This is a genomic window from Sanguibacteroides justesenii (genome assembly GCF_003204205.1).
Lineage (GTDB): Bacteria > Bacteroidota > Bacteroidia > Bacteroidales > Marinifilaceae > Gabonibacter > Gabonibacter massiliensis.
Genome location: NZ_QJPL01000009.1, coordinates 35,711 through 59,102, shown reverse-complemented (window position 1 = coordinate 59,102; position 23,392 = coordinate 35,711). Strand labels below are relative to the sequence as shown.

The 23,392-nt window shown below is 43.0% G+C and carries 14 protein-coding genes; 12 read left to right on the top strand and 2 right to left on the bottom strand.

Annotation, left to right across the window (positions count from 1 at the left end):
* Positions 1 to 16: 16 nt before the first annotated feature.
* A complete protein-coding gene (locus tag DMB45_RS13075) occupies positions 17 to 1,012 on the bottom strand; it encodes a GGGtGRT protein (RefSeq protein WP_059025323.1) in 996 nt (331 codons plus the stop codon).
* A 93-nt stretch (positions 1,013 to 1,105) separates the two neighbouring features.
* Entirely contained in the window at positions 1,106 to 1,798 is a 693-nt protein-coding gene (locus DMB45_RS13070; protein WP_110688840.1) for an iron-sulfur cluster assembly scaffold protein, read from the bottom strand.
* Between the two features lie 394 nt (positions 1,799 to 2,192).
* Here DMB45_RS13070 and DMB45_RS13065 point away from each other — a divergent pair, with 394 nt between their 5' ends.
* From DMB45_RS13065 to DMB45_RS13010, 12 genes are all read left to right on the top strand, one after another.
* Positions 2,193 to 2,741, top strand: coding sequence for an RNA polymerase sigma-70 factor (locus DMB45_RS13065; protein WP_059025324.1), 549 nt, complete (start codon positions 2,193 to 2,195; stop codon positions 2,739 to 2,741).
* A gap of 73 nt (positions 2,742 to 2,814) precedes the next feature.
* Positions 2,815 to 4,002, top strand: coding sequence for a FecR family protein (locus tag DMB45_RS13060; RefSeq protein WP_110688839.1), 1,188 nt, complete (start codon positions 2,815 to 2,817; stop codon positions 4,000 to 4,002).
* 137 nt (positions 4,003 to 4,139) lie between these two features.
* Positions 4,140 to 7,328, top strand: coding sequence for a SusC/RagA family TonB-linked outer membrane protein (locus DMB45_RS13055; RefSeq protein WP_181416521.1), 3,189 nt, complete (start codon positions 4,140 to 4,142; stop codon positions 7,326 to 7,328).
* A 12-nt stretch (positions 7,329 to 7,340) separates the two neighbouring features.
* Positions 7,341 to 8,846: a RagB/SusD family nutrient uptake outer membrane protein gene (locus tag DMB45_RS13050; RefSeq protein ID WP_059025327.1), complete on the top strand. Its 1,506-nt coding sequence runs from the start codon at positions 7,341 to 7,343 to the stop codon at positions 8,844 to 8,846.
* Between the two features lie 159 nt (positions 8,847 to 9,005).
* On the top strand, positions 9,006 to 12,404 hold the full coding sequence (locus DMB45_RS13045; RefSeq protein WP_110688837.1) for a SusC/RagA family TonB-linked outer membrane protein: 3,399 nt from the start codon (positions 9,006 to 9,008) through the stop codon (positions 12,402 to 12,404).
* Positions 12,405 to 12,439: 35 nt separating this feature from the next.
* Entirely contained in the window at positions 12,440 to 13,567 is a 1,128-nt protein-coding gene (locus DMB45_RS13040) for a metallophosphoesterase (protein ID WP_070807432.1), read from the top strand.
* Between the two features lie 269 nt (positions 13,568 to 13,836).
* Entirely contained in the window at positions 13,837 to 14,421 is a 585-nt protein-coding gene (locus tag DMB45_RS13035) for an RNA polymerase sigma-70 factor (RefSeq protein ID WP_059025330.1), read from the top strand.
* 135 nt (positions 14,422 to 14,556) lie between these two features.
* Positions 14,557 to 15,744, top strand: a complete 1,188-nt coding sequence (locus DMB45_RS13030) for a FecR family protein (protein WP_146216448.1) — start codon at positions 14,557 to 14,559, stop codon at positions 15,742 to 15,744.
* A 280-nt stretch (positions 15,745 to 16,024) separates the two neighbouring features.
* Positions 16,025 to 19,447 carry a SusC/RagA family TonB-linked outer membrane protein gene (locus DMB45_RS13025; protein WP_059025332.1) on the top strand — a complete coding sequence of 1,141 codons (3,423 nt, stop codon included), beginning with the start codon at positions 16,025 to 16,027 and terminating at the stop codon, positions 19,445 to 19,447.
* A 14-nt stretch (positions 19,448 to 19,461) separates the two neighbouring features.
* Entirely contained in the window at positions 19,462 to 20,970 is a 1,509-nt protein-coding gene (locus DMB45_RS13020; protein ID WP_110688835.1) for a RagB/SusD family nutrient uptake outer membrane protein, read from the top strand.
* A 9-nt stretch (positions 20,971 to 20,979) separates the two neighbouring features.
* Complete coding sequence (locus DMB45_RS13015; RefSeq protein ID WP_041501933.1) at positions 20,980 to 21,741, top strand: DUF4843 domain-containing protein; 762 nt, start codon at positions 20,980 to 20,982, stop codon at positions 21,739 to 21,741.
* 18 nt (positions 21,742 to 21,759) lie between these two features.
* Entirely contained in the window at positions 21,760 to 23,385 is a 1,626-nt protein-coding gene (locus DMB45_RS13010) for a PKD-like family lipoprotein (protein ID WP_041504871.1), read from the top strand.
* The last annotated feature ends 7 nt before the right edge of the window (positions 23,386 to 23,392 follow it).

Genomic DNA, 23,392 nt, shown 5'->3' with positions numbered 1-23,392 from the left:
ATAGTTTAATTGTAAATTATTTTGTTTCTTCGATAGCGACAGCGACGGCGACTGTTGCACCGACCATGGGGTTGTTGCCCATGCCGAGGAATCCCATCATCTCCACGTGAGCGGGTACGGACGAGGATCCCGCAAATTGGGCATCTCCGTGCATACGGCCAAGCGTATCGGTAAAACCGTAACTGGCAGGGCCTGCTGCCATATTATCGGGATGGAGGGTACGTCCGGTACCGCCTCCGGAGGCTACTGAAAAATATTTTTTCCCGGTTTCCATACACTCTTTTTTGTAGGTTCCGGCTACCGGGTGTTGGAATCGTGTCGGATTGGTTGAGTTGCCTGTAATGGAAACGTCCACTCCCTCGTGACGCATAATGGCTACTCCTTCTCGGACGTCGTCTGCCCCGTAACATCTTACCTGGGCTCGTTCCCCTTTGGAATAGGCTTTTTCTTTCACGATTTTCAATGCTCCGGAATAGTAATCGAATTCCGTTTGAACATAGGTGAATCCATTGATACGGGAGATGATCATAGCGGCGTCTTTTCCCAAGCCATTGAGGATGACTTTCAACGGTTGCTTGCGTACCTTATTGGCCGATTTTGCGATCCCGATGGCTCCTTCTGCGGCAGCAAAAGATTCGTGTCCGGCCAAGAAAGCAAAACATTTTGTCTCTTCCCGAAGCAGCATGGCTGCCAGATTTCCGTGTCCTAATCCTACTTTTCTGTCGGCGGCGACGGAACCGGGGATACAGAATGCCTGCAAGCCTTCTCCGATGGCTTCTGCCGCTTCTGCCGCCTTTGTGCAACCTTTCTTAATGGCAATGGCCGCTCCTACCACGTAGGCCCACGCTGCATTTTCGAAAGCAATAGGTTGAATTTCTTTACACATTTTGTAAGGATCGATTCCTCTCGCGTCGCATATCGCTTTCGCTTCTTCGATGTTTTTTATGTTATAATGGTTTAAAACCGCGTTAATCTGATTAATCCGGCGGTCGTAACTTTCAAATAAAGCCATGTTGATTTTTATTATTCTGTGATTTTGTGATTACCTGATTCTGTGATTTGTTGTAATTTGCAATTACTTAATCTCATAATCGATTAATCGTTTTTATTCGTGTCTCGGATCGATGTATTTAGCGGCTTCGGCGAAACGACCGTATGATCCTTTTGCTTTTTCGAGTGCCTCTTTGGGTTCGATACCTTTCTTCAACATATCGGTGAATTTTCCGAGATGGATGAACTCGTAGCCGATGACCTCACCTTCTTCGTCTAATCCCATGCGGGTAACGTATCCTTCAGCCATTTCTAAATAACGGGTTCCTTTGGCTCGCGTACCGAACATGGTTCCTACCTGGCTGCGAAGTCCTTTCCCTAAATCTTCCAAGCTGGCTCCGATAGGAAGACCTCCTTCGGAGAAAGCGCTTTGACTGCGTCCGTAGACGATTTGCAGGAAAAGTTCCCGCATGGCCGTATTGATTGCATCACAAACTAAATCCGTGTTTAAGGCTTCCAACAAAGTTTTTCCCGGAAGAATCTCCGAAGCCATGGCGGCAGAGTGGGTCATACCGGAACAACCGATAGTCTCTACCAATGCTTCTTCGATAATTCCTTCCTTTATGTTCAGAGTCAGCTTACAAGCTCCTTGCTGCGGAGCACACCAACCGATTCCGTGTGTTAGACCGGAAATGTCTTTGATCTCTTTTGAACGTACCCATTTTCCTTCTTCCGGAATGGGAGCCGGACCATGAGCCGGTCCTTTTTTTACAACACACATGTGTTGCACCTCTTGTGAATAAATCATCTTTCGTTTGATTAAGATATAATTATTATACTCCTGTTGTTAAGATACGCGGGCAAAAATAGTACAATTGTTTAGATTAAAAAACATCTTATACAACATATAATTATGCATACGTTTGCGATGTAACTTTCTGAAAATATGATAGATATGTAGAATGAACAAGGCGGTTTAGAATCTCAAAAAACGAACTTTTTTTGAGATGGCAGTATAAGTAGACCGTGGTTTATTATTCAATAATGTAATATTTTGATTGTTAATCATATAAACATCGCATGTAAATATTGCATAATGAGAAATTTTGTTTAGTTTTGTATCTTTATAATCGTTCTTTTTAAGAGTCTGATGTTACATTGGTTGTCAGGATGTTGTTTTATTAAAGATAAGGGAAAATTTCATGTATTCGTCTGTATATAAGATAAATATAGAAGATAAGGCCGTGTTTAAAAGTCTGTTCAACGATTTTTTCGTGACCTTGTGTCTTTTTGCGGAGAGATACGTGGAAGAACCTGAAATGGCGGCCGATATTGTCCAGGAAAGTTTCGTTAAATTATGGCAGAATCGAAAGAATTTTAATTACTTACATCAGGTGAAATCTTTTTTATACGTATCTGTCCGAAATTTGGCCCTCAATGAAATAAAGCATAAACGTGTGGAGGAGGCTTATCGGGATTGGGCGGGAGAGGGTTTCCGACTTTGGGGGGAAGAGGTAATAGAAGAGGAGAGTTATCGGTTGCTGATGCAAGCGATTCAAAAATTACCGGCGCAGTGCCGGCGGGTGATTATGTTGGCCATGGAAGGCAAGGCGAATAAAGAGATTGCCGAAGAATTGGGAATATCGGACGGTACGGTACACTCTTTAAAAAAGACGGCTTATAGACGTTTGCGAGAAGAGTTAAAGCATTATTTTTATTTGTTTATCTTATTGATGCACAGCGTACAATAAAAAAACTGCAAAAAAAATTATTTTTAACTACCCCATTTTTGACTTTCAGTTGTTATAGAGAAAAACTGAAAAAATGTTACATCGGGAATTTGATATTGCTTCTTTCATCGCAAAATCGTTAGCCGGAACGATGAACGAGGAGGAACATGCTTTATTGGAAGCATGGAAAGAGGAGGATATTGCCCATCGGCGATTATTCGAAAGATTATCTTCTCCCGAAAATTTGGCCCGTAGAAACGAGCATGCCGAACGTTACCGGAAATTACAACGTTGGGAAGATCTGGAGAAACGAATAGACAATCGGCGGTTTGTAACGGTAAGGAGAGTGACGACCTATGCGGCTTTATTGATTGTTTTATTTGTAGCATCCTATTTTGTTTTTCGTTTGTCTGAAGGACCGAATGAAAAGGTCGGACAAGCCCGGCTTATTCGTCCGGGTGAAGCTAAAGCTGTCTTGGTTTTAGCCGACGGGCAGCATGTTACATTGGAAACCCGTTCCTCTTTTACTTTTCAGGAATCCGATGGGACGGTGATTTGTAAAGACTCTTCCGTGTTGGATTACCGGGGGAAGGATGAAAGAGAAACGAGCGGAGAAAAGGTTATATATAATACGATAAAAACCCCTCTTGGGGGAGAATATTTTTTAGTGTTGAGTGACGGTAGCCGAGTACATCTTAATGCCATGAGTTCCTTGCGTTTCCCGGTTCGATTCACGCGAGAGAGACGGGAAGTTGAATTAACCGGGGAGGCTTATTTTGAGGTAGAAAAGGATAATCGTCTTTTTATAGTGACGACCGGAGAAACGTCAACGGAAGTATTGGGTACGAAATTTAATGTTTCTGCTTACCCGGAGGATGAAGAGGTAAAAACAACATTAATACGCGGGAGCGTCCGTTTTACGGCGAAGGTTCGGGGAAAATCATTCCTTCTGAAGCCTTCGGAGCAGGTCAGCTTTAATAAATTGTCCGGAGAAGCAAAAGTAGAAGAGGTAGATGTAGCTGATTTTATTGCCTGGAAAGAGGGATTGTTTCGTTTTAAAGATTGGCGGTTGGAAGAGATCATGGAGCAGTTGGCCAGGTGGTACGATATGAAGGTCGAATTCCGGGAAGAAGCTTTAAAAGATATCCGGTTCGGTTGTTGTTTTAATCGTTACCGGGATATTACTCCGGTATTGGAGTTGCTCGAGGAAACCTGTAAAGTGACGGTGAAGGTAGAGGGGAACACCGTCGTATTGGAAAAAGCGAATACTAAGACTAAATAAAAAACTACGTGATGCGGGAACATCGCGTAGCTCCAGTTCTTGTAAAACAAGAACTTATGTTAAACTTAACACACAAAGTTATGGAAAAAAAAAGAATTTCTTTCACACGGAAAGAATTAAAAAAGGTTTTTTTTCTGATGAGATTAGCCTTTTATGTGGTTATTTGGAGTCTGTCAGACCTATCGGCGGGAAACCTTCCCTCCGCTAACACGACAAACGAGCATGCGCCGGAACTCTGGGTGATAAAGGGGATGGTCATCGATAGTGTGACGAAAGAACCGATGCCGGGAGTTTCCGTTCGTTTAAAAGGAACGCAAATCGGTACGGCTACGGCTGCCGACGGTAAATTTGAACTTAAAATTCCGAAATCTAAGGAGATGATTATCGTGGTCTCTTTTATCGGCATGAAGACCAAAGAGATCAAAATCACTAAACCGGAAACAACGTTGAAAATTTTATTGCAAGAAGATGTGGCAAGAATAAAAGATGTAGTGGTGACCGGTTATGCGACCGTCCGCCGGGAAGCGTACACGGGTTCGGCTACCGTAATGACAGCAAGAAAGATCGAAGAGCGGCCGGTGGCCTCTTTTCAGGATGTATTGCGGGGAAATTCGCCGGGGACGTTAGTAACCTCGACCGGACAACCGGGAGTTTCCGGAACTATCCGTTTAAGAGGAATCAGTTCTATGAATGCTTCCAATGCTCCGCTTTATGTCGTGGACGGGATTGTTTGGGATGCCGCCAACATGTCGGGTAGCGCAGAGTTCCCCACCAATCCGTTGAATACCTTAAATCCTTCGGACATTGCCAGTATGACGGTTTTGAAAGATGCGGCATCGGCTTCTTTATACGGTTCGCGCGGAGCCAACGGGGTAATTGTAATTACCACGAAACAAGGCCAGATAGGGAAAAGACCGCAATATACGGTTGATATGCAATTCGGTTTTTCCAAAATGTTTGAAGCCTCCAAACCGGAGTTGGTAAACGGAAAAGAGTTTACGGAGCTTTGGCTGGAAGGGGAGATGCACCGGATGGTATATGCTGCCTGTTCCAAGGAAGATGATTTCTTTGCGATCATTAAGGATTTGTATAAAGACAAGGAGGGATATAAGTTTGACGGGAAAAATTACAACGAATGGTATGCGGATGCCAAAACCGAGTTTTGTGACGTCTTTAAAATCAAAAAAGGAGCGGATAGTGACGAGTACTATACCGATCTGTTCGGGGCGGATGCCGACAGGATGCCTGATGTGAATTGGTATGACGAGGTGACCCGTACGGCTCCTTTCCAGAAGATCAATGTTTCGGCCCGGGGTGGTTCGCGTGTCGGAAAATTTTATGCTTCGTTGGAGTATTTCAATCAACAGGGAGTTTTGAAATCGAGCGAATTAAAACGTTACTCTCTGCGTATGAATTTGACTTCCGATGATCCGGACAATTTCTTTAATTGGGGGCTGAATACTCAATTAACTTACTCCGCCCAATCGGGGCCCCGCCGGGATGCATTGGGGTACGCCATGTTGCATTATACGGCTTTATCTCTTGCTCCGGTTGTTCCGGTCTATTTAGAGGACGGATCTTTTAATTTCAATTTTCCCAAAAATGTCAATTCGAATATGAACCCCCTGGCTGTAGCAAAATACAATAGCTACGATCGTCCGCAGACAAAAGTATTGACATCCGGTTTTTTACAGTTTAATCTTACGAAGTGGTTAAAGATAAAGAGTACTTTTGGTCTTGATTATCTGCACGCTCGTCGTCGTCAGTATTATGATAAGGATTTCGGTGACGGAGCAAAGAGTGATGGTTATTTATACGAACGGGATGCCCGTCGACGGAAGATCTCCAATACTAATTTAGCCTATCTTGAAAAAACCTTTAACGAAGTACATGAGGTATTAATCTATGGAGGAATCGAGTGGGAAGATATGAAATCTGAGTATATCAGGGCAGAAGCGACGAAGTTTCTTTCAGACGATTTTCCTTATCTAAGTGCGGCTGCCGTACCCGATGAGGTCGCTGGGGACGGAGATCGTTACTCCATGCTTTCCTGGCTGTTGAAAGGAGATTACAGTTATGATAATAAATATTTCTTTTCTGCTTCTTTCCGAAGTGACCGTTCTTCCCGCTTCCATAAAGATTACCGGGTAGGTAATTTCTGGTCCGTATCAGGAGCTTGGCGTATAAAGGAAGAGTCTTTTATGCAAGGTTTAGATTGGTTGAATAACCTGAAAGTCAAAGCCAGTTACGGTATAAACGGAACATTGCCGAGTTCTTATTATAGCTGGCGTTCCCGTTACTCTTTCGGCTATAATTACAATGGACATTTGGGTTTAAAACCGACGGCAATTGCTTCTAAGGACTTGTCATGGGAAGAGAATAAAATCTTTAATATCGGTTTGGAGATGGGCTTTTTCAATCGGATCGATTTGAGCGTGGAGTATTATAACCGAAGGACGGAAAATTTATTACAAGATCTGCCGATCTCTTACGTAACGGGACATAAAGAACGTTTGGTGAACTCTTCTGCCGGGCTGAAAAATCGGGGATGGGAAATCGAATTACATGCGTCGATTGTTCAGGAGCGTCAGATCAATTGGGATTTTAATATCAACATAGCCACGTTGAGAAATGAATTTTTCGGTTTGACCAACGATGATATCGGTACTCAAATCAAACGTAACGGAGAGAGTTATTACTCCTGGTACTTGAGGGAGTGGGCCGGTATAGACCCGCAGACAGGGGAACAGCAGTGGTATAAAAAGGACGATCAGGGGAATAAAGTAATCACCAAGGATTATGATGAAGCAGACCGGGATATCCGGGGGACGGCACTTCCGAAGGTAAACGGAGGGTTCTCCAGTACCGTTTCGTATCGGGGGTTGGAGTTGAGTTTCCTGTTTACCTATGCTATGGGGCATAAGGTGTTGGATTATACCGGTCGTACGGCCACGAAAAATGACGGGGCCCGGGATATTCGGGCGATTGAAAAAGATCAGCTGGATCGTTGGACTCCTGATAATCCTACCGGGAAAAATCCGCTACGGATCAATTCCAAGAAATGGAGTCGCTGGACCTCTACCCGGTACTTGTATAAGGGAGATTATTTGAAATTGAAGAATATTAAATTGCAATACGATTTTCCAAAACCCTGGATGGATAAATTGACATTGAGAAGCGCCAAAGTTTTTGTACAGGCGGAGAACCTGTTTGCCCTTTCCAAATTGAAAGGATATGATCCCGAAATGACCTTAAACGGTTATCGTAATCCGGACGATTATCCTTCGGCTATGACGTTTACGGCAGGTTTACAGATTAACTTCTAAAATGATACAGTTATGAAAAAGATATATCTATTAGGAATATTGGTGGTCATGTTATCCGGTTGTGATCACTTTTTGGACCGGACACCTTACGATAATATGGATGAAGATATTGTATTCGAGAAATTGGAGCATGTACAGGGGGCTTTGTATGGAGTGTATGATGCGATATCTCATGAAAATTATTATGGACGCCAAGTGTATGCTTATGAGGCGGCAAAAGGCCCTGACTTTTACGTAAACAGCGGGACGGGAAACCGTTTCGAACGGGAGAATGGTTACCAGGAGTCCTCTTCTTCCGGCGGATTTGCGATCGATACGTGGGAACAGCTTTATGGCGTGGTAAAGGCTACGACCAATATCATCGGACGTATCGATAATGTTCCCGGTAATGAGGAAGAGAAAAAACGGATAAAAGGAGAGGCTCATGCTTTACGCGGATTGACCTATTTCGATTTGATGCGGATGTTTGCTTATCCTCCGATCTTCTCTTGTCCGGGAGGGGCTAAGTACGAAGATAAATATAAGAAGGGAGTACCTGTAGTTTTGACGATCGAGGAGTTGAATAGTGTGATTACTACACCTATCGGTCGTTCGGATGCAGCCACTTGTTATGAGAAAATTCTCCATGAGTTGAATCAGGCGAAGACTTGTTTGAAGGGAATGCCGGTAAAACAGGGAGAGATCTCTTATTATGCCGTTTGTGCTTTGCTTTCCCGGGTATACCTTTATTTGGGGAAATGGGAAGAGGCGATCACGGAAGGGGAGTTGGCTTTAGGGGGAAAAAGTAAGATGATGGATTATAGCGAGTACAAAACGAATTATTATAAACCTTTCTGTAAGGAGAATATATGGGAGTTGGCTTATACGGCAACGGATAATTTGAGTACGGCAGCCTTGAATTATATTATACGCTATCCGACAATTGATAATCCGGAAGATCCGAAGGACGGAAAAGTTTCGGCCAAGCAGGGATATGCTGCTTATAGTATCAATTCGTTGTGGATGAATATCGTAAAAAAGGATGCAAAGGACGTGCGGAGTTATTTGATTTGTGACAATAGAAAAGGCAAGGGGTGTCGGAGATATATAGGTGATCCTACCCATTATCAACATAATATTCCTGTGGTTTGTTTGGCTGAGGTCTATCTGAATCTGGCCGAAGCTTACGCGGAGAGTAGCCGTCCCAACGGATTAAAGACGGCTTTGGATTATATGAATGAGGTGCATGAAGCTCGGACGGACGAAACGTTTGAAGGAGGATTGTTGACAAAACAGGAATTGATCGATGCCATATTATTGGAGCGTCGCAAAGAATTGGTTTTATTGGGACATACCTATTGGGATTGTTTCCGTCGGGCGATTCCTTTTAAACGGGAAAGGAAAGGATGTGTGACGGCTGCAAACGAAAATATTGATTATACTTTGCCTCAGGTAGTATATCCGATACCGGAGAATGAGATGGATGCGAATCCCAATATCCGGGGAGAACAGAACCCGGGCTATGCGCCTTATCAGTAAGTTTGGGTGAATAGATTTGCTTGTTTGTAGAGAGATTGTCCGAAAACGGGTTTCGGACAATCTTATTTGCGTCAGGGATACTACCGGGTTTATGCCGGAGAATTACAGTAATCGATAACCAGAATAAAATCGTAAGATCGAGGACGAACAGAAGCATTTATGAAAAGATTTATTAAATATCTATTGCTTTGGGTGTCTCTGAGCATGGGGGAAACTCTTCAGGCTCAGGAGCAACGGGTTAATTTGAATCTGAAGGATGTCATGTTACGGGATTTGATCTGGGAGTTGCAGCGTAAAACCGATTTGATTTTTATTTATAGTACGTCCGATGTGGAATCGGTACGACTGTCCCGGGTAAAAGAGAGAAACAAGGGGGTTCGGGCGATTCTGGATAAATACCTCGAGGGTACCGGGTTGTGTTATGATGTCCGTCACGAGGTTTTTGTACTTCGACGATGCGACAAGCAGCCTGTAAAGATGAAAATGAGAACGATACGGGGATGCGTACGGGACGAAGAGGGAGTCGTGTTGCCGGGAGTTACCGTACGGTTGAAAGGAAGTTCTATCGGAGTCGCCACGGATATAAACGGTTGCTACGCTTTGCGAGTACCGAAAGAGGGACGATCGATATTGGTTTATTCTTTTATCGGGATGGAAAGTTGTGAAGTGGAGATTACTGCAGGAGCGACCGTTGACGTGGTGTTGCGGCCGGATTGTAAACATTTGAGGGAAGTGATCATTACCGGGTATGGTCAGTATGCACGGACCGGCTACACGGGATCGGCTACGGTTATCGGATCGGAAAATATAGGAGGGCGTTCCGTCAGTTCGTTGCAAGATGTTATCCGGGGACTCTCTTCCGGTACGTTGGTCGGCGGATCGGGACAACCCGGGGTGGCTTATTCCGTTTTAATCCGCGGGGTAGGTTCCATGCATGCTTCCAAGGATCCCCTGTATGTCGTGGACGGGATGGTTTGGGATTTGATGAATCTCTCCGGTGACGATGAATATCCGATCAATCCTTTGAACACGATTAACCCGCAGGATATTGTTAATATTACGGTATTGAAAGATGCAGCTTCCGCTTCCCTTTACGGTTCCCGGGGAGCAAACGGTGTTATCGTTATTACGACAAAACAGGGAAGCGGAAACGGGAAGACCCGTTATACCCTGGATGCCCAGTTGGGGTTGTCTTCGTTGTTCTCCGGAGCAAAGCCCGATCTGGTGAATGCAGACGAGTTTACCGATTTATGGGTGGAGGGTGAAATGCACCGTTTAGTATACCAACAGATCTCTAAAAATAATTTTTTTGAAGAGGTGAAACGGTTGTATGCGGATAAAGAAAACTATCTGATCGAGGGGAAGAACTATTATGATTGGTATCATATCGCACAACAAAGGTTTAATGAGGTCTTTAAGATAAAAAGAGGAGACGGGGGGTATTACGAGGATTTGTTTGGGGTGGATCGAAGAAAGTTACCGGATGTCAATTGGTATGAGAAAGTGACTCGCTTGGCTCCGTTTCAAAAAATTAATTTCTCCATGGATGGAGGAGATCCTGCCGGAAACTACTATATTTCGCTGGAGTATCTGAATCAACAGGGAGTTATTCGGGGAAGTCAGTTGAAACGTTATTCTTTACGGGTGAATTTTGCTTCGGAACCCGCGGGAAAATCGTTTCATTGGGGAATAAAGACTATGCTTTCTCATTCCGATCAGAGAGGGCCGCGACAGGATGCTATGGGGTATGCCATGCCTCAGTATACGGCTCTTTCTTTGGCTCCGGTCGTTCCGGTTTATTTAGAGGATGGATCTTTGAATCTGGAATTTCCGTACGGACAGAATAGCAATATGAATCCGTTAGCCGTTAATAAATATAACATTTATGCCCGTCCGCAAACAGTCGTTTATGCTTCGGGATGGATACGTTGTTTGTTGTCTCGATCTCTTTCTTTTCGGGGAACCGTTTCTTTGTCGGCTTTAATGGCCCGTCGTCGTCAATATTACGATAAGGATTTCGGAGATGGACAAAAAGATGGAGGGGCTCTTTACGAACGGGATGCCCGTCGCCGGAAAATCGTGGGTACGGGAATACTTTACTATTGTCCCGTTCTGGGGAAGGGGCACGAGTGGAGTTCTTATACCGGATTTGAACTGGAAGATGTAAAGGAGGAGTATATATCGGCCAGAGGAATACGTTTCCTCTCGGATGACTTTCCTTATTTATCGGCTTCCGCCAAGGTGTCGAGAGTAGGAGGCGGCGGAGAAGGTTATGCCATGTTTTCCTGGTTGTTTAATTCGAATTATACGTACAGGCAGAAATATTATTTGTCGGTTTCTTTGCGTGGGGATCGTTCTTCTTGTTTTCATCCCGACTATCGTTTCGGATTTTTTGGTTCTGTTTCGGCGGCCTGGAGGATTTCCCAGGAGCGATTTATGCAACGGCAGGATAAGATACAAGAATTGAAATTGAAGGTCAGCTACGGAAGTAACGGCTGTTTGCCTCAGAAGCTTTATGGTTGGCGTTCCCTTTATTCTTTTGGTTATGAATATAACGGTAAACCGGGATTGAACGCCGAAACAATTGCCAATAAACGTTTGACTTGGGAAAATAACCGGATATTGAATCTGGGGGTAGAAGCCGTTCTTTTGAACCGGATGCATCTGAATCTGGAATATTATTACCGGGTGACGGCAAATTTGTTGCAGGATGTTCCTCTCTCCTACGTAAGTGGTTATTCCAGCCGCTTGGAGAATACGGAAGCAGGATTGTGCAATGCCGGGATTGAGTTGGACGTGGAGTTGGATTTCCTGAAAAAGAGATTCTGGAGTTGGGGTATTGATTTTAATCTGGCAACCCTGAAGAATCGATTTTTCGGATTGAAAGGAGACTACCTCGGATTACAGATACAGCGGAACGGGGAGAGTATATATTCCTGGTATTTAAGGGAATGGGTCGGGGTGAACCGGCAGACGGGCGAACAGCAATGGGTTCATGTGGAAAAAAATGGGAAAAAGGAGCTGACAACAAAATATTCAAAAGGTTCGCGGGACGTGAGAGGTAGTGCTTTGCCTAAGGTTAGCGGAGGATTGACAAGTGTGTTGCGGTATAAGAATTGGGAATGGAGATGTTTGTTTACTTATGCCTGCGGATATAAGGTCTTGGATTATACCGGTTTTTATAGTACGAAGAATGATGGTGCCCGGAACTATCGGAATATAGAGCGGGATCAATTGGATCGTTGGACACCGGATAATCCGGCCGGGAAAAATCCGATCCGTATAAATAATGGTTGGGATCGTTATAATTCGACCCGGTATTTGTATGACGGGGATTATTTAAAGTTGAAGAGTATGAAGGTTCGATATAACCTGCCTGAAAGTTGGACCCAGAAATTTAAAATAGAGCATGCGCATTTGTTTTTGCAAGCAGAAAATCTTTTTGTGTGGACCGAATTGAAAGGATTCGATCCGGAAATCACCTTAACCGGTTATAGAAGACCGGAGGTTTATCCTTCGGCCACGACCTATACGGTCGGATTATACATGGTGTTTTGAAAATGTTTTTTTAGATTTTAATGAAAGGTATGAAAATGAACAGGATAATATGGGGATTGCTGTATTTCATAATGTGGCTCCCTGCAGATCGGGTATTTGCACAAGAAATACAAACGAAAGATACGGCCCTTTCGGTAGATGGGCCTTATATTCTACACGAGAAAGAGGGGTGGTTGAGGTTGTTGAAAGTGGATGAGGCCGGAAAATTGACGGATAGTTTGTTTTTTCCGGATGATCGCTTCTCTTTTCAGGTACGTTCGGAGGATGGAGAACACCGTTTTTCCGTCCGGTTACATGAATTTGAACGGGAGGAGTATAGAATTCCCCGGGTTTCGGATCAGGTTTTTGTAATTTCCGATCCTCACGGGAATTTGGATTGTTTTGTTTCCATATTGCAGGCCGGAAAAGTTATAGACAAGACATATAGTTGGATTTTCGGTCGAAATCGTTTGGTTATTATCGGAGATGTTTTCGATCGGGGAAAAGACGTGCTCCCGATCTTCTGGTTGATTTATAAATTGGAACAAGAGGCCCGGGAGGCGGGGGGAGCCGTTACCTTATTGTTAGGGAATCACGAAGAGATGGTATTGCGGGGAGACTTACGTTATACCCGGAAAAAATATTTGAATCTGGCCAAGCGTTTGGGGCTTTCTTATCAGAATCTTTGGCATGGAAATAGTGAGTTAGGCCGCTGGCTTCAAACCAAAAATACGGTCGCTCTTATCGGGAGAAACATTTTTGTGCATGCCGGTTTTAGTCGAGAGTTTGCCACTTTGAAGGAAGATTTGGGAGTGGTAAATCGAACCGTAAGTACTTCTTTGTTTTTATCTAAGCCGGAACGTAAGGCCGTATCCGAACTGTCCGCCTTTCTATTTTCGGGGAAAGGACCTTTATGGTACCGGGGGATGGTGCTGAACAAGAAAAAATACGATCCGATGACTTTAAAAGAGGTTAAATCCGTTATGCAGAAATTGGAAGTAGACAAGGTATGGGTAGGGCATACTATCTTTAAGGATATATCCCGGTTTTACGGGAAACGGGTGATTGCGGTAAACGTGAATAATGTAAAAAATCGGGAAGCCCAGCGGGGACGCGGCGTTATGATGAAAAAGGGGAAATTATACCGGGTTTATGATTCCGGTAAATGGAGAGAGATGAGGTAATAGATTGAAGAGAGTAGGACAGATATGGTTTTTATAATTTGTGAATTTCCTTTTAATGAACAAAAAGGAAATTATTTTAAGTCGTAAATGTACAGTCATTTTCTATAAATGGGAAGAAGAGGACCTTTTTAGCTTATTTGGGGTTCTCTTTTTGTATTTATTGAGCTATTTTTGTATTGTTTTTATTAGTATTTTTTCTTAATTTTTCTATTTTGTTCATATCGTTTTCACGTGAGAAATTGGTTACTTTATCACCATTTTTGTTGTGTATGAAAGACGTGTACGAGATGACTGATAGGAATTTGAAAAAGGTAAACGGATATGCATATAATGTAGAGACTGTATTTAAAGAATATTATAGTCCCTTATGTTATTTTGCATCTCAGTATATCCAGGATGACAGTATTACGGAGGACATAGTGCAGGATGTTTTTATCAGTTTATTGGAGAAGAAAGTTACTTTTCAGACAGAACTTCATTTGAAAAACTTCCTGTATCTATCTGTGCGGAATGCTTGTTTAAATGCTTTGAGGAATAAGGTTTCCAGGGAAAAGTATATAGAGTTTATTACCCGGGAGGAGTCTTCTGAGAATTTTGAAGATAACCTGATTCTTACCGAGGTTCATAAAGAGTTGGCCGAAGCGGTGGAGAAGCTGCCGTCCGAGTGTCGTAAAGTGTTCGATCTTTCCTATTTTCAGGGAAAGGACAATGAAACCGTGGCGGAAGAGTTAGGACTAAGCGTGAATACGGTGAAGGCTCAAAAAGCGCGCGGGAAAAAAATTTTGAGAGAGGGGTTAAAAGACATTTTTCCTTTCGTGATGTTTTTTTTGAATATTTTGGATAAATATAGTTGATGTGATTATTAACTTGTATACAAGGATTTTATGATGTATTTGTTTTTAGGATAATTGTTCCTGAAGCGGAGGCAAAAACTTTTTTCGAAAAAAACGAAGATTCATTTAATCCTTTTGAATACCCTTCGTGTAATAATGATGATGAAAAGAGAAAACCGGACATATCAGTATGACATTGCCGCCATAATAGTTTCCTATTTGCGGAATGAAATCAATGAGGCCGACCAACGGAAGTTAGATGCGTGGGTGGCTTCTTCAGTTCGTCATAAGGAGCTCTTTTCACGGATTTGTGACGAGACGATGCAGTTGGAGGAGATTCGGAAAATTCTGTCTCATGATGCCAACAGTGCATGGGTGGTGTTAAAGATAAAAGCCGAAAGGCGCCGTAAACAACGTTTATTCAGGATATACAAGGTTGCAGCTTCTGTCGTGGTCTTGTTCGGTGTGTCTATGATTTTGTGGTTGAAATCTTCGAATAAGCTTGCGGAGGAGGAGAAACTGGCCGTTCGAGAAGAGATCGTGCCGGGACGTCCGATGGCGAGGTTGACGGTTGCTTCAGGGATTACATATCAATTGGATACGTTGGGAGATTTGATGTTGGCAAGTTCTGCAGCAGAGAATAACGGACGGGAAGTGGTGTTTAAGGATTTAGATGAAGTACAGCAGGATTCGTTACCCCAATATGGAAAAATGGAGATTCCGCGCGGAGGAGAATATAGAATGGTTTTAAGCGACGGCACCAAAGTTTATTTGAATTCGGCGACGGTGTTGCGTTTTCCGGAGAGTTTTGCGGGCTGTAAGGAACGGGTGGTGTATCTTTCGGGAGAGGCCTTTTTCGAGGTGGCTAAGGATGCCGATCGGCCTTTTGTCGTTGTGTGTTCAGCTTACGATGTCCGGGTTTTGGGAACCTCTTTCAATGTTTCCGCTTACGAGGACGATGAAGATTCGAGGACAACGTTGGCTTCTGGGAAGGTCGAAATAAATACGCGTAATAACAAGCAAATCGTATTGAAGCCGGGGGAGCAGGCCATAGTGACGGATAGAGGTGTGGATGTGAAAGGAATAGATGTGGAACTTTACACTACGTGGATGCACGAGAGTTTCCGCTTTAAAGGCGGTAGTATAGAGGAGATCATGAAAAAATTGGCTCGATGGTACGTGGTGGATGTGTTTTATGCCAATCAAGCGGTAAAAGATTTTCATTTTACCGGTTTTTTGCCTCGTTATGCAAAAATCGAAGATGTGTTGGAATTGTTAAGTTTGACGACAAAAAATATAGCGTTTGAAGTGAAAGGTAAAAGTGTATGGGTTAGGGAAAAATAAAAGAAAGGGTATAAGAAAAGGGCCAGAGCTGCAACCCTGACCCTTAAATGTGTACTAAAAATAAACCAAAAGGGATTACAAATATACTCTTTTTTTTCCCATAAACAAATATTAAGCAAATTTTCTCGCGATAATTTTGAAAAAAAATTATGCGGGAGAAAGGGGGTTTGTGGTGTATTGAATTTTTATAAAACATCAATTGCTTGATTCAGAGAATACTATGGTGACTTTCTGACTCTGGTGATATGTACTAAAAATGACCTAAATAAATTAAAAATCAATGAGAAGTAAAATGAAAAACTGGTTGTTTGGTCATAGTCGATTTTCGTTAGGCTCGAAACTGACGTTAATGCTATTGCTAATCACGCACATTGCTTTTTCAAGCGAAAAAGCTTTCAGTCAACAGAACATTACAGTTCAGTTTGAAAAACAGTCCTTGAGTGAGGTGTTGAATGTACTGAAAACGAAGACTACGTATGAGTTTTTGTACAATGACGAAGAGGTGAAGAATATCACGAACATTACCCGTTCCTTCACGGACGCGACGATTTCTGAAATATTGAAGTCCTGTTTGTCCGGAACGAAGTATGATTTTAAGATCGTGAATAACATCATCATCATTACTCCGGACGATCAAAAGAAAGAAGAAGTAAAGGCTGTTACGGTAAAAGGTAAGGTTTTCGATGAAAAGGGCGAACCTCTACCCGGTGTTGCGGTTATTTTGAAAAAGACAACTTTGGGTGTCGTTTCGGACATTGATGGTAAATTTGAAATTAAGTTTCCCAAACGGGATACGATGATTCTGGTCTTTTCTTTCCTTGGAATGAAATCCCACGAAGTGGATGTTAACAAGATCAAGGATCTGAGCAAAGATGTTATCGTAAGATTGCAACCGGATGTAACGGAAGTGGACGAGGTTGTGGTTACCGGATACGGACAGATCAAGAAGCAAAGTTTTACCGGTAGTGCGCAAACGATTGAGGGTAAAGAGTTGCTGAAGGCTTCTAAAAGTAATGTGATAAAAGCATTGCAGGCTTTTGATCCTTCTTTTAGAATACAGACGAATAATCAATGGGGATCCGACCCGAACGCATTGCCTGAAATGTATATCCGGGGACGTTCCGGTATCGGTGTGAAAGAGTTGAATAAAGATCCGTTATCTAAATCAGCCTTGCAGAATAACCCGAACCTACCGACGTTTATTTTGGATGGTTTTGAGGTAGATGTACAGAAGGTATACGACTTGGATATGAACCGGGTTGCCAATATTACGATTTTGAAAGATGCTGCTGCAACGGCTATGTACGGTTCTCGTGCTGCTAACGGTGTGATCGTTATCGAGTTGATCGCTCCGAAACCGGGAGAAGTGACGGTTTCTTATACCGGAAAAGCCACGGTAACCATGCCTGACTTGTCCGATTATAATTTGGCAAATGCAAAGGAGAAGTTAGATATCGAGGTGCTTTCCGGCTTATATGATCCGGCTAATTATAATGGTTTGGACGATGCCATGAAGGCATACAATAGACGTTACGAAAGGCTTGTAGAGGGTGTGGATACCGATTGGATGTCGATGCCATTGCGTAATGTCGTTGAACACCAACACAGTTTGTATGTTGAAGGAGGTAATAATGATTTGCGTTACGGTTTGGATGCCCAATTCAACAACAGAGGCGGTGTAATGAAAGACTCTTATCGTAGAACGATGGGTGTGGGATTTTCCGTGGATTATCGTTTGAACAAGAAGTTCCAGGTAAAGAATACAATCTCTTATACCTACACGAAATCGCAAGAGTCTCCTTACGGTTCCTTCAGCGATTATACGGAGTTGTTGCCCTACGATCGTCCATACGATAAGAATGGTAAATTGGTAGAGAAGTTGGATTTCTCCGTGGATGCCTCCAATTCAGGTTTGAACAACCCGTTGTATGAAGCTACTTTGAATAATTTCGAGTATAGCAAATACGACGAGTTTATCGATAACCTCAGTATGAACTGGTATGTTAATGATTTCTTGTCAGTCAAAGGACAATTCAGTATCACCAAGCAGTATACGAAAGGAGAACGTTTTTACGATCCTCTTTCCAACAAGGTATCTGCCAAGGATTCTGACGATAGCGACGGTCTTTTGGGAGATTTGTACTGGAATAAAGGAGAAAATACGAACTGGAATGCCAATGTATTCGTTTATTACAACCGTTTGATCGGTGCCCACAGTGTGAACTTTTCTTTGGGTATGAATGCCCGCTCTACGAAAACGACCACGACCTCCATTCACTACAGAGGTTTCCCGTCCGGAGAGTTGCATTCACCGAACTATGCTGCCGAAGTATACGATAAACCTTCCAAGAGTGAGAACCAGACCCGTTTGGTCGGTTTTATCGGAAGTTTGAACTATACTTATAATGATATTTACCTGTTGGACGCTTCCGTACGTTTTGACGGTTCTTCCGAATTCGGACGTAATCAACCTTGGGGTTCTTTCTGGTCCGGCGGTTTGGGTTTGAATATTCATAATTTCGAATTCATGAAAGACAACGGAATTTTCGATCAGTTGAAAATCCGCGGATCTTACGGACAAACCGGTAAGGTGAATTTCTCTCCGTACAGTGCAATAACTACTTACGAAGCTCAAACGGACGAGTGGTACAAAACCGGATACGGTGTGAAATTGAAAGCTTTGGGAAACAAAGATTTGACCTGGGAAACCACGAATGAGTTGAATGTCGGTTTGGATATGACCGTGTTTAACCGGTTCACGTTGAATTTCGACTTCTACAATAAGAAAACGGTTGACTTGATCAATGATGTGACGCTTCCGACCTCATCCGGTTTCTCTTATTATGTAGACAACGTGGGAGAGAACCAAAACCGCGGATTTGAAATTCAACTTCGCGCGGATATCATTAAGAAGCGGGATTTGAACATCGCTCTTTGGGGAAATTTAGCCCACAATAAAAATAAGATTTTGAAAATCTCCGAGTCGTTGAAAATGTACAATGACCAGGTAAACGACTATTATAAAGATGCCGAGGATGATCAGGTTAGTGCTTCTTGGATTAGTAAAGATCCCAAGTATTCCAAGCCGATTATGAAATACGAAGAGGGCGGTTCTTTGACCTCTCTATTTGCGATGCAATCTTTGGGTATCGACCCGAGTAACGGAAAGGAACTTTTCCTGAATCGCGACGGATCCGTTACTCATACCTGGAGTGCAACCCAACAGGTAATCGTTGGAAATACCGAGCCGGATGCTCAGGGTTCTTTCGGTTTGAATGCCATTTATAAGAACTTCACCTTGTTTGTTAACTTTATGTATCAATGGGGTGGACAGGCTTATAACCAAACGTTGGTCGACCGGGTTGAGAATGCAAAAGTGGAAAACAGAAACGTGGACAAACGGGTATTGACCGATCGTTGGCAAAATCCGGGAGACGTGACTCCTTTGAAAGATATTAAGAATCGTGACGTGACGACTTTGCCCACCTCTCGTTTCGTGCAGGATGATAATTTCCTCACCTTGTCTTCCATCTCTTTGACGTATGATTTCAACGAATCATTTGTAAAACGTCTTAGAATGAGCCGGATGAGTTTTGAGGTAAGTATGGAGGATATCGTAAGATGGTCCAGTATTCGTCAAGAACGGGGACTTAGCTATCCGTTTGCACGGGGTGTAAGCTTTTCGTTAATGGTCAACTTTTAATTAATTAGAAAACTATGAAAAGATATAAGTTAATATTACTTTCTGTTTGCGTGTTGCCTTTTGTGTTGGCTTCGTGCAACAAGTGGCTGGATGTCTCTCCGGAGGATCAGATCACGGAGGAAGAACTTTGGAGTAAGGGAGAGGGATTCCGGAATGCCTTGAACGGTGTTTATAAATCGATGGCCGCTTATAACCTTTACGGTCGTAATCTGACTTGGGGATTGGTAGATGCTTTGGGACAATGTTATAATATGAATTACGCGGCGGATAATGCTACCAGGGATATGAAGAAGGCCGTGGAGTACGAGTTCGAAGACGAAGCTTTGAAACCGGTTATCGAAACGATCTGGGAAGAGGCTTATAATACGGTAGCCAATTGCAACAACATATTGAATAATGTGCCTCAGGCTGATCCTGAAATTTTTGCAGCCGGAGAACGGGAAAAGAATATGATATGGGGAGAAGCCTTGGCTTTACGCGCCTTTATCCAGTTCGATATGTTGCGTTTGTATGCGGCAGCTCCGGTAACGAATCCGACCACGAAATATATTCCTTACGTGGATACTTATCCCTCTTTGATCTCTAACAAGAAAAGTGTAAATGAATGTTTGGATCTGATTATCAGAGATCTGAAGGATGCAAAAGCGTTTTTGTGGAAGAGCGATTCTGCTTACGCGTTAACTACTTCCAATCGTTTTGAGGTTGCCGGAAGTTTGACCAACCGCTTTATTTCGACCCGGGGCTACCGGATGAACTATTATGCCGCTTGTGCTGCATTGGCCCGGGTATACCTGTATGCAGGTCAGACGACCAACGCGTATAACGAAGCTACTGCTTTGATCGAAATGGAGAAGAAAAATAACTATTTCTCTTTCAGAAATTCGGCCAGCAATGGAGATTTGAAATTCTATAGCGACATCATTATGGGATTGTATGCTCCCAAGTTAGGAGATTGGGATCGGGCTGCCAATGAGGTGATGAGCGGAAGCAGCATGTATTATTTGAGACTGACGAACATTAAAAAAATCTTTGCTCCGGACTTAAAGGGTTCTTATGAAGATATAACGAGTGACGATTATCGCTTTAAGTATCAAATCGAGAACTACATGGGATACGAGTATTTCCGTCCTTTGAAATACAAAGAACAAACGGCGACTACGACCCAGACAAAGGTTGCCAACTATTTGGTTCCGATGTTGCGTATGAGCGAAGTATATTATATCGCCGCGGAGGCTATTTGTGAAACCAATTTGGACGAAGCTAAGGAGTATCTGTTTAAGGTAAAATCCGGAAGAGGAATCAGATCTGCTGCCGTGACGGAACAAAAACAGGCTATTAAGGATAAAGATACCTTTATCGAGGCTTTGCGTAACGATATGCGTAGAGATTTGTGGGGAGAAGGACAATTGTTCTTTATGTTTAAGAGATTGAACGAAGCTATTCCCTCGGATTACGAGACCTTCGGTCCTTCGGATGAGTATTTTGTACTTCCGGTACCCGATAGTGAAATTACTATTAAATAAAATCGAATTATGAAGACAAATATTATATTACTTCTTTTATTGTCCCTGTTTTCTCTGTCGGCTTGCGACGAGCAAGGTTTATGGGAGAATTCGAATGATGTGACTTATATCTATTTCTCTAAAGATGCGACAAAAGACAGCACGGCGACTTCTTTTAAATTGTTTGCCGGAGAGAACCGGATTACGATTCCCGTGGAGGTAACGGTTGCCGGTAAGTGGCCGGATCAGGATATCGAGTATACCGTATCTGCAGATTTGAACGAAACCACCTTGTATCCGGAGAACTATGTTATTCCGGAAAAATTCGTTTACCGCGCCGATCATAAGGTTGATACGATCTTTATCGAACTTATCAACCATCCCGATTTGGCCACGAAAAATTTGAGATTGGTTTTGAAAATCGATCCGAAAGGAGATGTTTTGGAAGGACCGGTTATCAATCAAAGAGCGATTATTTCTATCACGGACCGGATTTTCCAACCGGAGTGGTGGACCGTATGGGATTTTATCGGTACGAACGGACAACCTCTCTTTAATATTGCGGAAGCTTATTATATCGGAGAATATTCGGATACGAAATACCTGATGTTCCTGGATATACTGGACGGTGAGCCTTTTGACGGAAAGGACCGGAACAAATTGAGGGGTTATTGTTTGCAATTGAAGTACAAGATCGAGGAGTTCAACAATGATCCGGCTAATCAAGCTGCCGGGTTGACACCGTTGAAGGATGAGAAAGGTAGAGTAATAACTGTTCCTATCAAGGGATAATTAAAACGAGAAAATAAGATGAGACATAATTTTTTATGGATTGTAATGCTGCTGATGGCAGTGAGTTGTTTGGACGATAAAAACAACTACAATTACAAGGATATAAATACGGTTGGAGATTCTAAGATTACAGGATTAAGAAGTGTTTATACTTGTTTCCCCGGCGAAGAGGTGCATTTGGTTCCTGAAGTAAAGCTTTCCAAAGACACGTTGAATCCGGATGTAAGCTACTCCTGGTATGTTAACGGTGCTTTGACCGAACATACGGAGCCCACGTATACGTTCAAATCGGATGTTATCGCCACACATAAGATCGTTTTTTGTGTGACCGATAATCAGACCGGTGTTCAGTTTGTGGCAGGAACTCAGGTTTCCGTTGACTCTCGTTGGCTAAAAGGGTGGATGATCTTGTCCAAGGGGGCCGGAGACGCTTCTCAGGTATCCATGGTGTTGATGAGAAGAAGCGAGGTCGCTTTACCGGAAAATCAAATCAAAGATACGGTTTTGTATGATGGCCAGGATATCAATATTGTAAAGGATCTGGGAACGGGACCGAAGAAATTGAGAGAATCTTTTATGGTTTACGATTATGCTTTTGACGGAGCCATGGATGAAATTGTTGTATTACAAGATAACAAATGCGCTGAATTACACGGGAGCGACTTGCATAAAGTAATTAACACGGAAGAAGAATTCTCGGGAGCCGTTCCCTCTAATTTCCGTCCTTTGGATGCTATTATGACAACCGGATTAAAATGCGTATTGGATCAAGACGGTTATGTTTACACGAGTACGGGAGCCGTAATCACCGATTTCCATGCCGGAAGATATCCGTCGGAGCCGGCCTTCAACGGAAGGAAATTTAAAGCACTTTATCAATCCAACCGGAATAACGCTAAGTTTTTCTTGGCTCTGGATGCAAATAACACTTTGGTCGGAATCGTAGACGATGCTACTGCCAGATACGGTAGTCAGGATGTTCAAATGGGGGGTAAAGCGGGTGCGTTAGCCGAGATTCGTTTCCCCGAAGCAAGCTACGATAAGACTTTGTTCCAGAATATTCCGGAAGAGGTGTTGTTTACGACATGGACGGATGAAGAGTACGAAGATCCTTCGTTCGTATCTTTGTTGAAAGGACAGGGCGATTATTACATGCATACTTATTCTTTTGTATATAAGAGTAATCCTTCTTCGGAAGAGCCCAATTTGGATGTTGCCTCAACCAACGGAAGAACACATAAAATTTCTTCTGCCATGATGGATAATTTCACGGATGTGGCTGCTCTTAATTTTTATAAATGTTTGATCGTGGCTAACGGCAACAAATTATACAGTTGTTCTTTGACCGACGAGAACGATCCCGGTAAAGAGTTTATGACCTTCGCCGGTAATATCGTTGCCATTGATGCCAAGGATATGGGACGAAATCCGGATAGCCCGAGATATGATTTCGGCGGTGCTCATGTCGGAGTGGCGTTGGATAACGGGGAGTTCTATATCTACGAGTTGAAGTATGACGAGGATGCGGCGAAAGTGACCGAGATGCGGGAGTTGTATCATTATGCCGGATTTGGTAATATCGTAGATGTCATATATAAGTATGGAGAAAGTACTATACTAAATTATAAGTATCAGCCGAATTGATTACAAA

Excerpts from the sequence above, each read along its gene's own strand:
- DMB45_RS13075 (WP_059025323.1), bottom strand. The coding sequence starts at position 1,012 with ATGGCTTTATTTGAAAGTTACGACCGCCGGATTAATCAGATTAACGCG.
- DMB45_RS13070 (WP_110688840.1), bottom strand. The coding sequence starts at position 1,798 with ATGATTTATTCACAAGAGGTGCAACACATGTGTGTTGTAAAAAAAGGA.
- DMB45_RS13065 (WP_059025324.1), top strand. The coding sequence starts at position 2,193 with ATGTATTCGTCTGTATATAAGATAAATATAGAAGATAAGGCCGTGTTT.
- DMB45_RS13060 (WP_110688839.1), top strand. The coding sequence starts at position 2,815 with ATGTTACATCGGGAATTTGATATTGCTTCTTTCATCGCAAAATCGTTA.
- DMB45_RS13055 (WP_181416521.1), top strand. The coding sequence starts at position 4,140 with ATGAGATTAGCCTTTTATGTGGTTATTTGGAGTCTGTCAGACCTATCG.
- DMB45_RS13050 (WP_059025327.1), top strand. The coding sequence starts at position 7,341 with ATGAAAAAGATATATCTATTAGGAATATTGGTGGTCATGTTATCCGGT.
- DMB45_RS13045 (WP_110688837.1), top strand. The coding sequence starts at position 9,006 with ATGAAAAGATTTATTAAATATCTATTGCTTTGGGTGTCTCTGAGCATG.
- DMB45_RS13040 (WP_070807432.1), top strand. The coding sequence starts at position 12,440 with ATGAACAGGATAATATGGGGATTGCTGTATTTCATAATGTGGCTCCCT.
- DMB45_RS13035 (WP_059025330.1), top strand. The coding sequence starts at position 13,837 with ATGAAAGACGTGTACGAGATGACTGATAGGAATTTGAAAAAGGTAAAC.
- DMB45_RS13030 (WP_146216448.1), top strand. The coding sequence starts at position 14,557 with ATGATGATGAAAAGAGAAAACCGGACATATCAGTATGACATTGCCGCC.
- DMB45_RS13025 (WP_059025332.1), top strand. The coding sequence starts at position 16,025 with ATGAGAAGTAAAATGAAAAACTGGTTGTTTGGTCATAGTCGATTTTCG.
- DMB45_RS13020 (WP_110688835.1), top strand. The coding sequence starts at position 19,462 with ATGAAAAGATATAAGTTAATATTACTTTCTGTTTGCGTGTTGCCTTTT.
- DMB45_RS13015 (WP_041501933.1), top strand. The coding sequence starts at position 20,980 with ATGAAGACAAATATTATATTACTTCTTTTATTGTCCCTGTTTTCTCTG.
- DMB45_RS13010 (WP_041504871.1), top strand. The coding sequence starts at position 21,760 with ATGAGACATAATTTTTTATGGATTGTAATGCTGCTGATGGCAGTGAGT.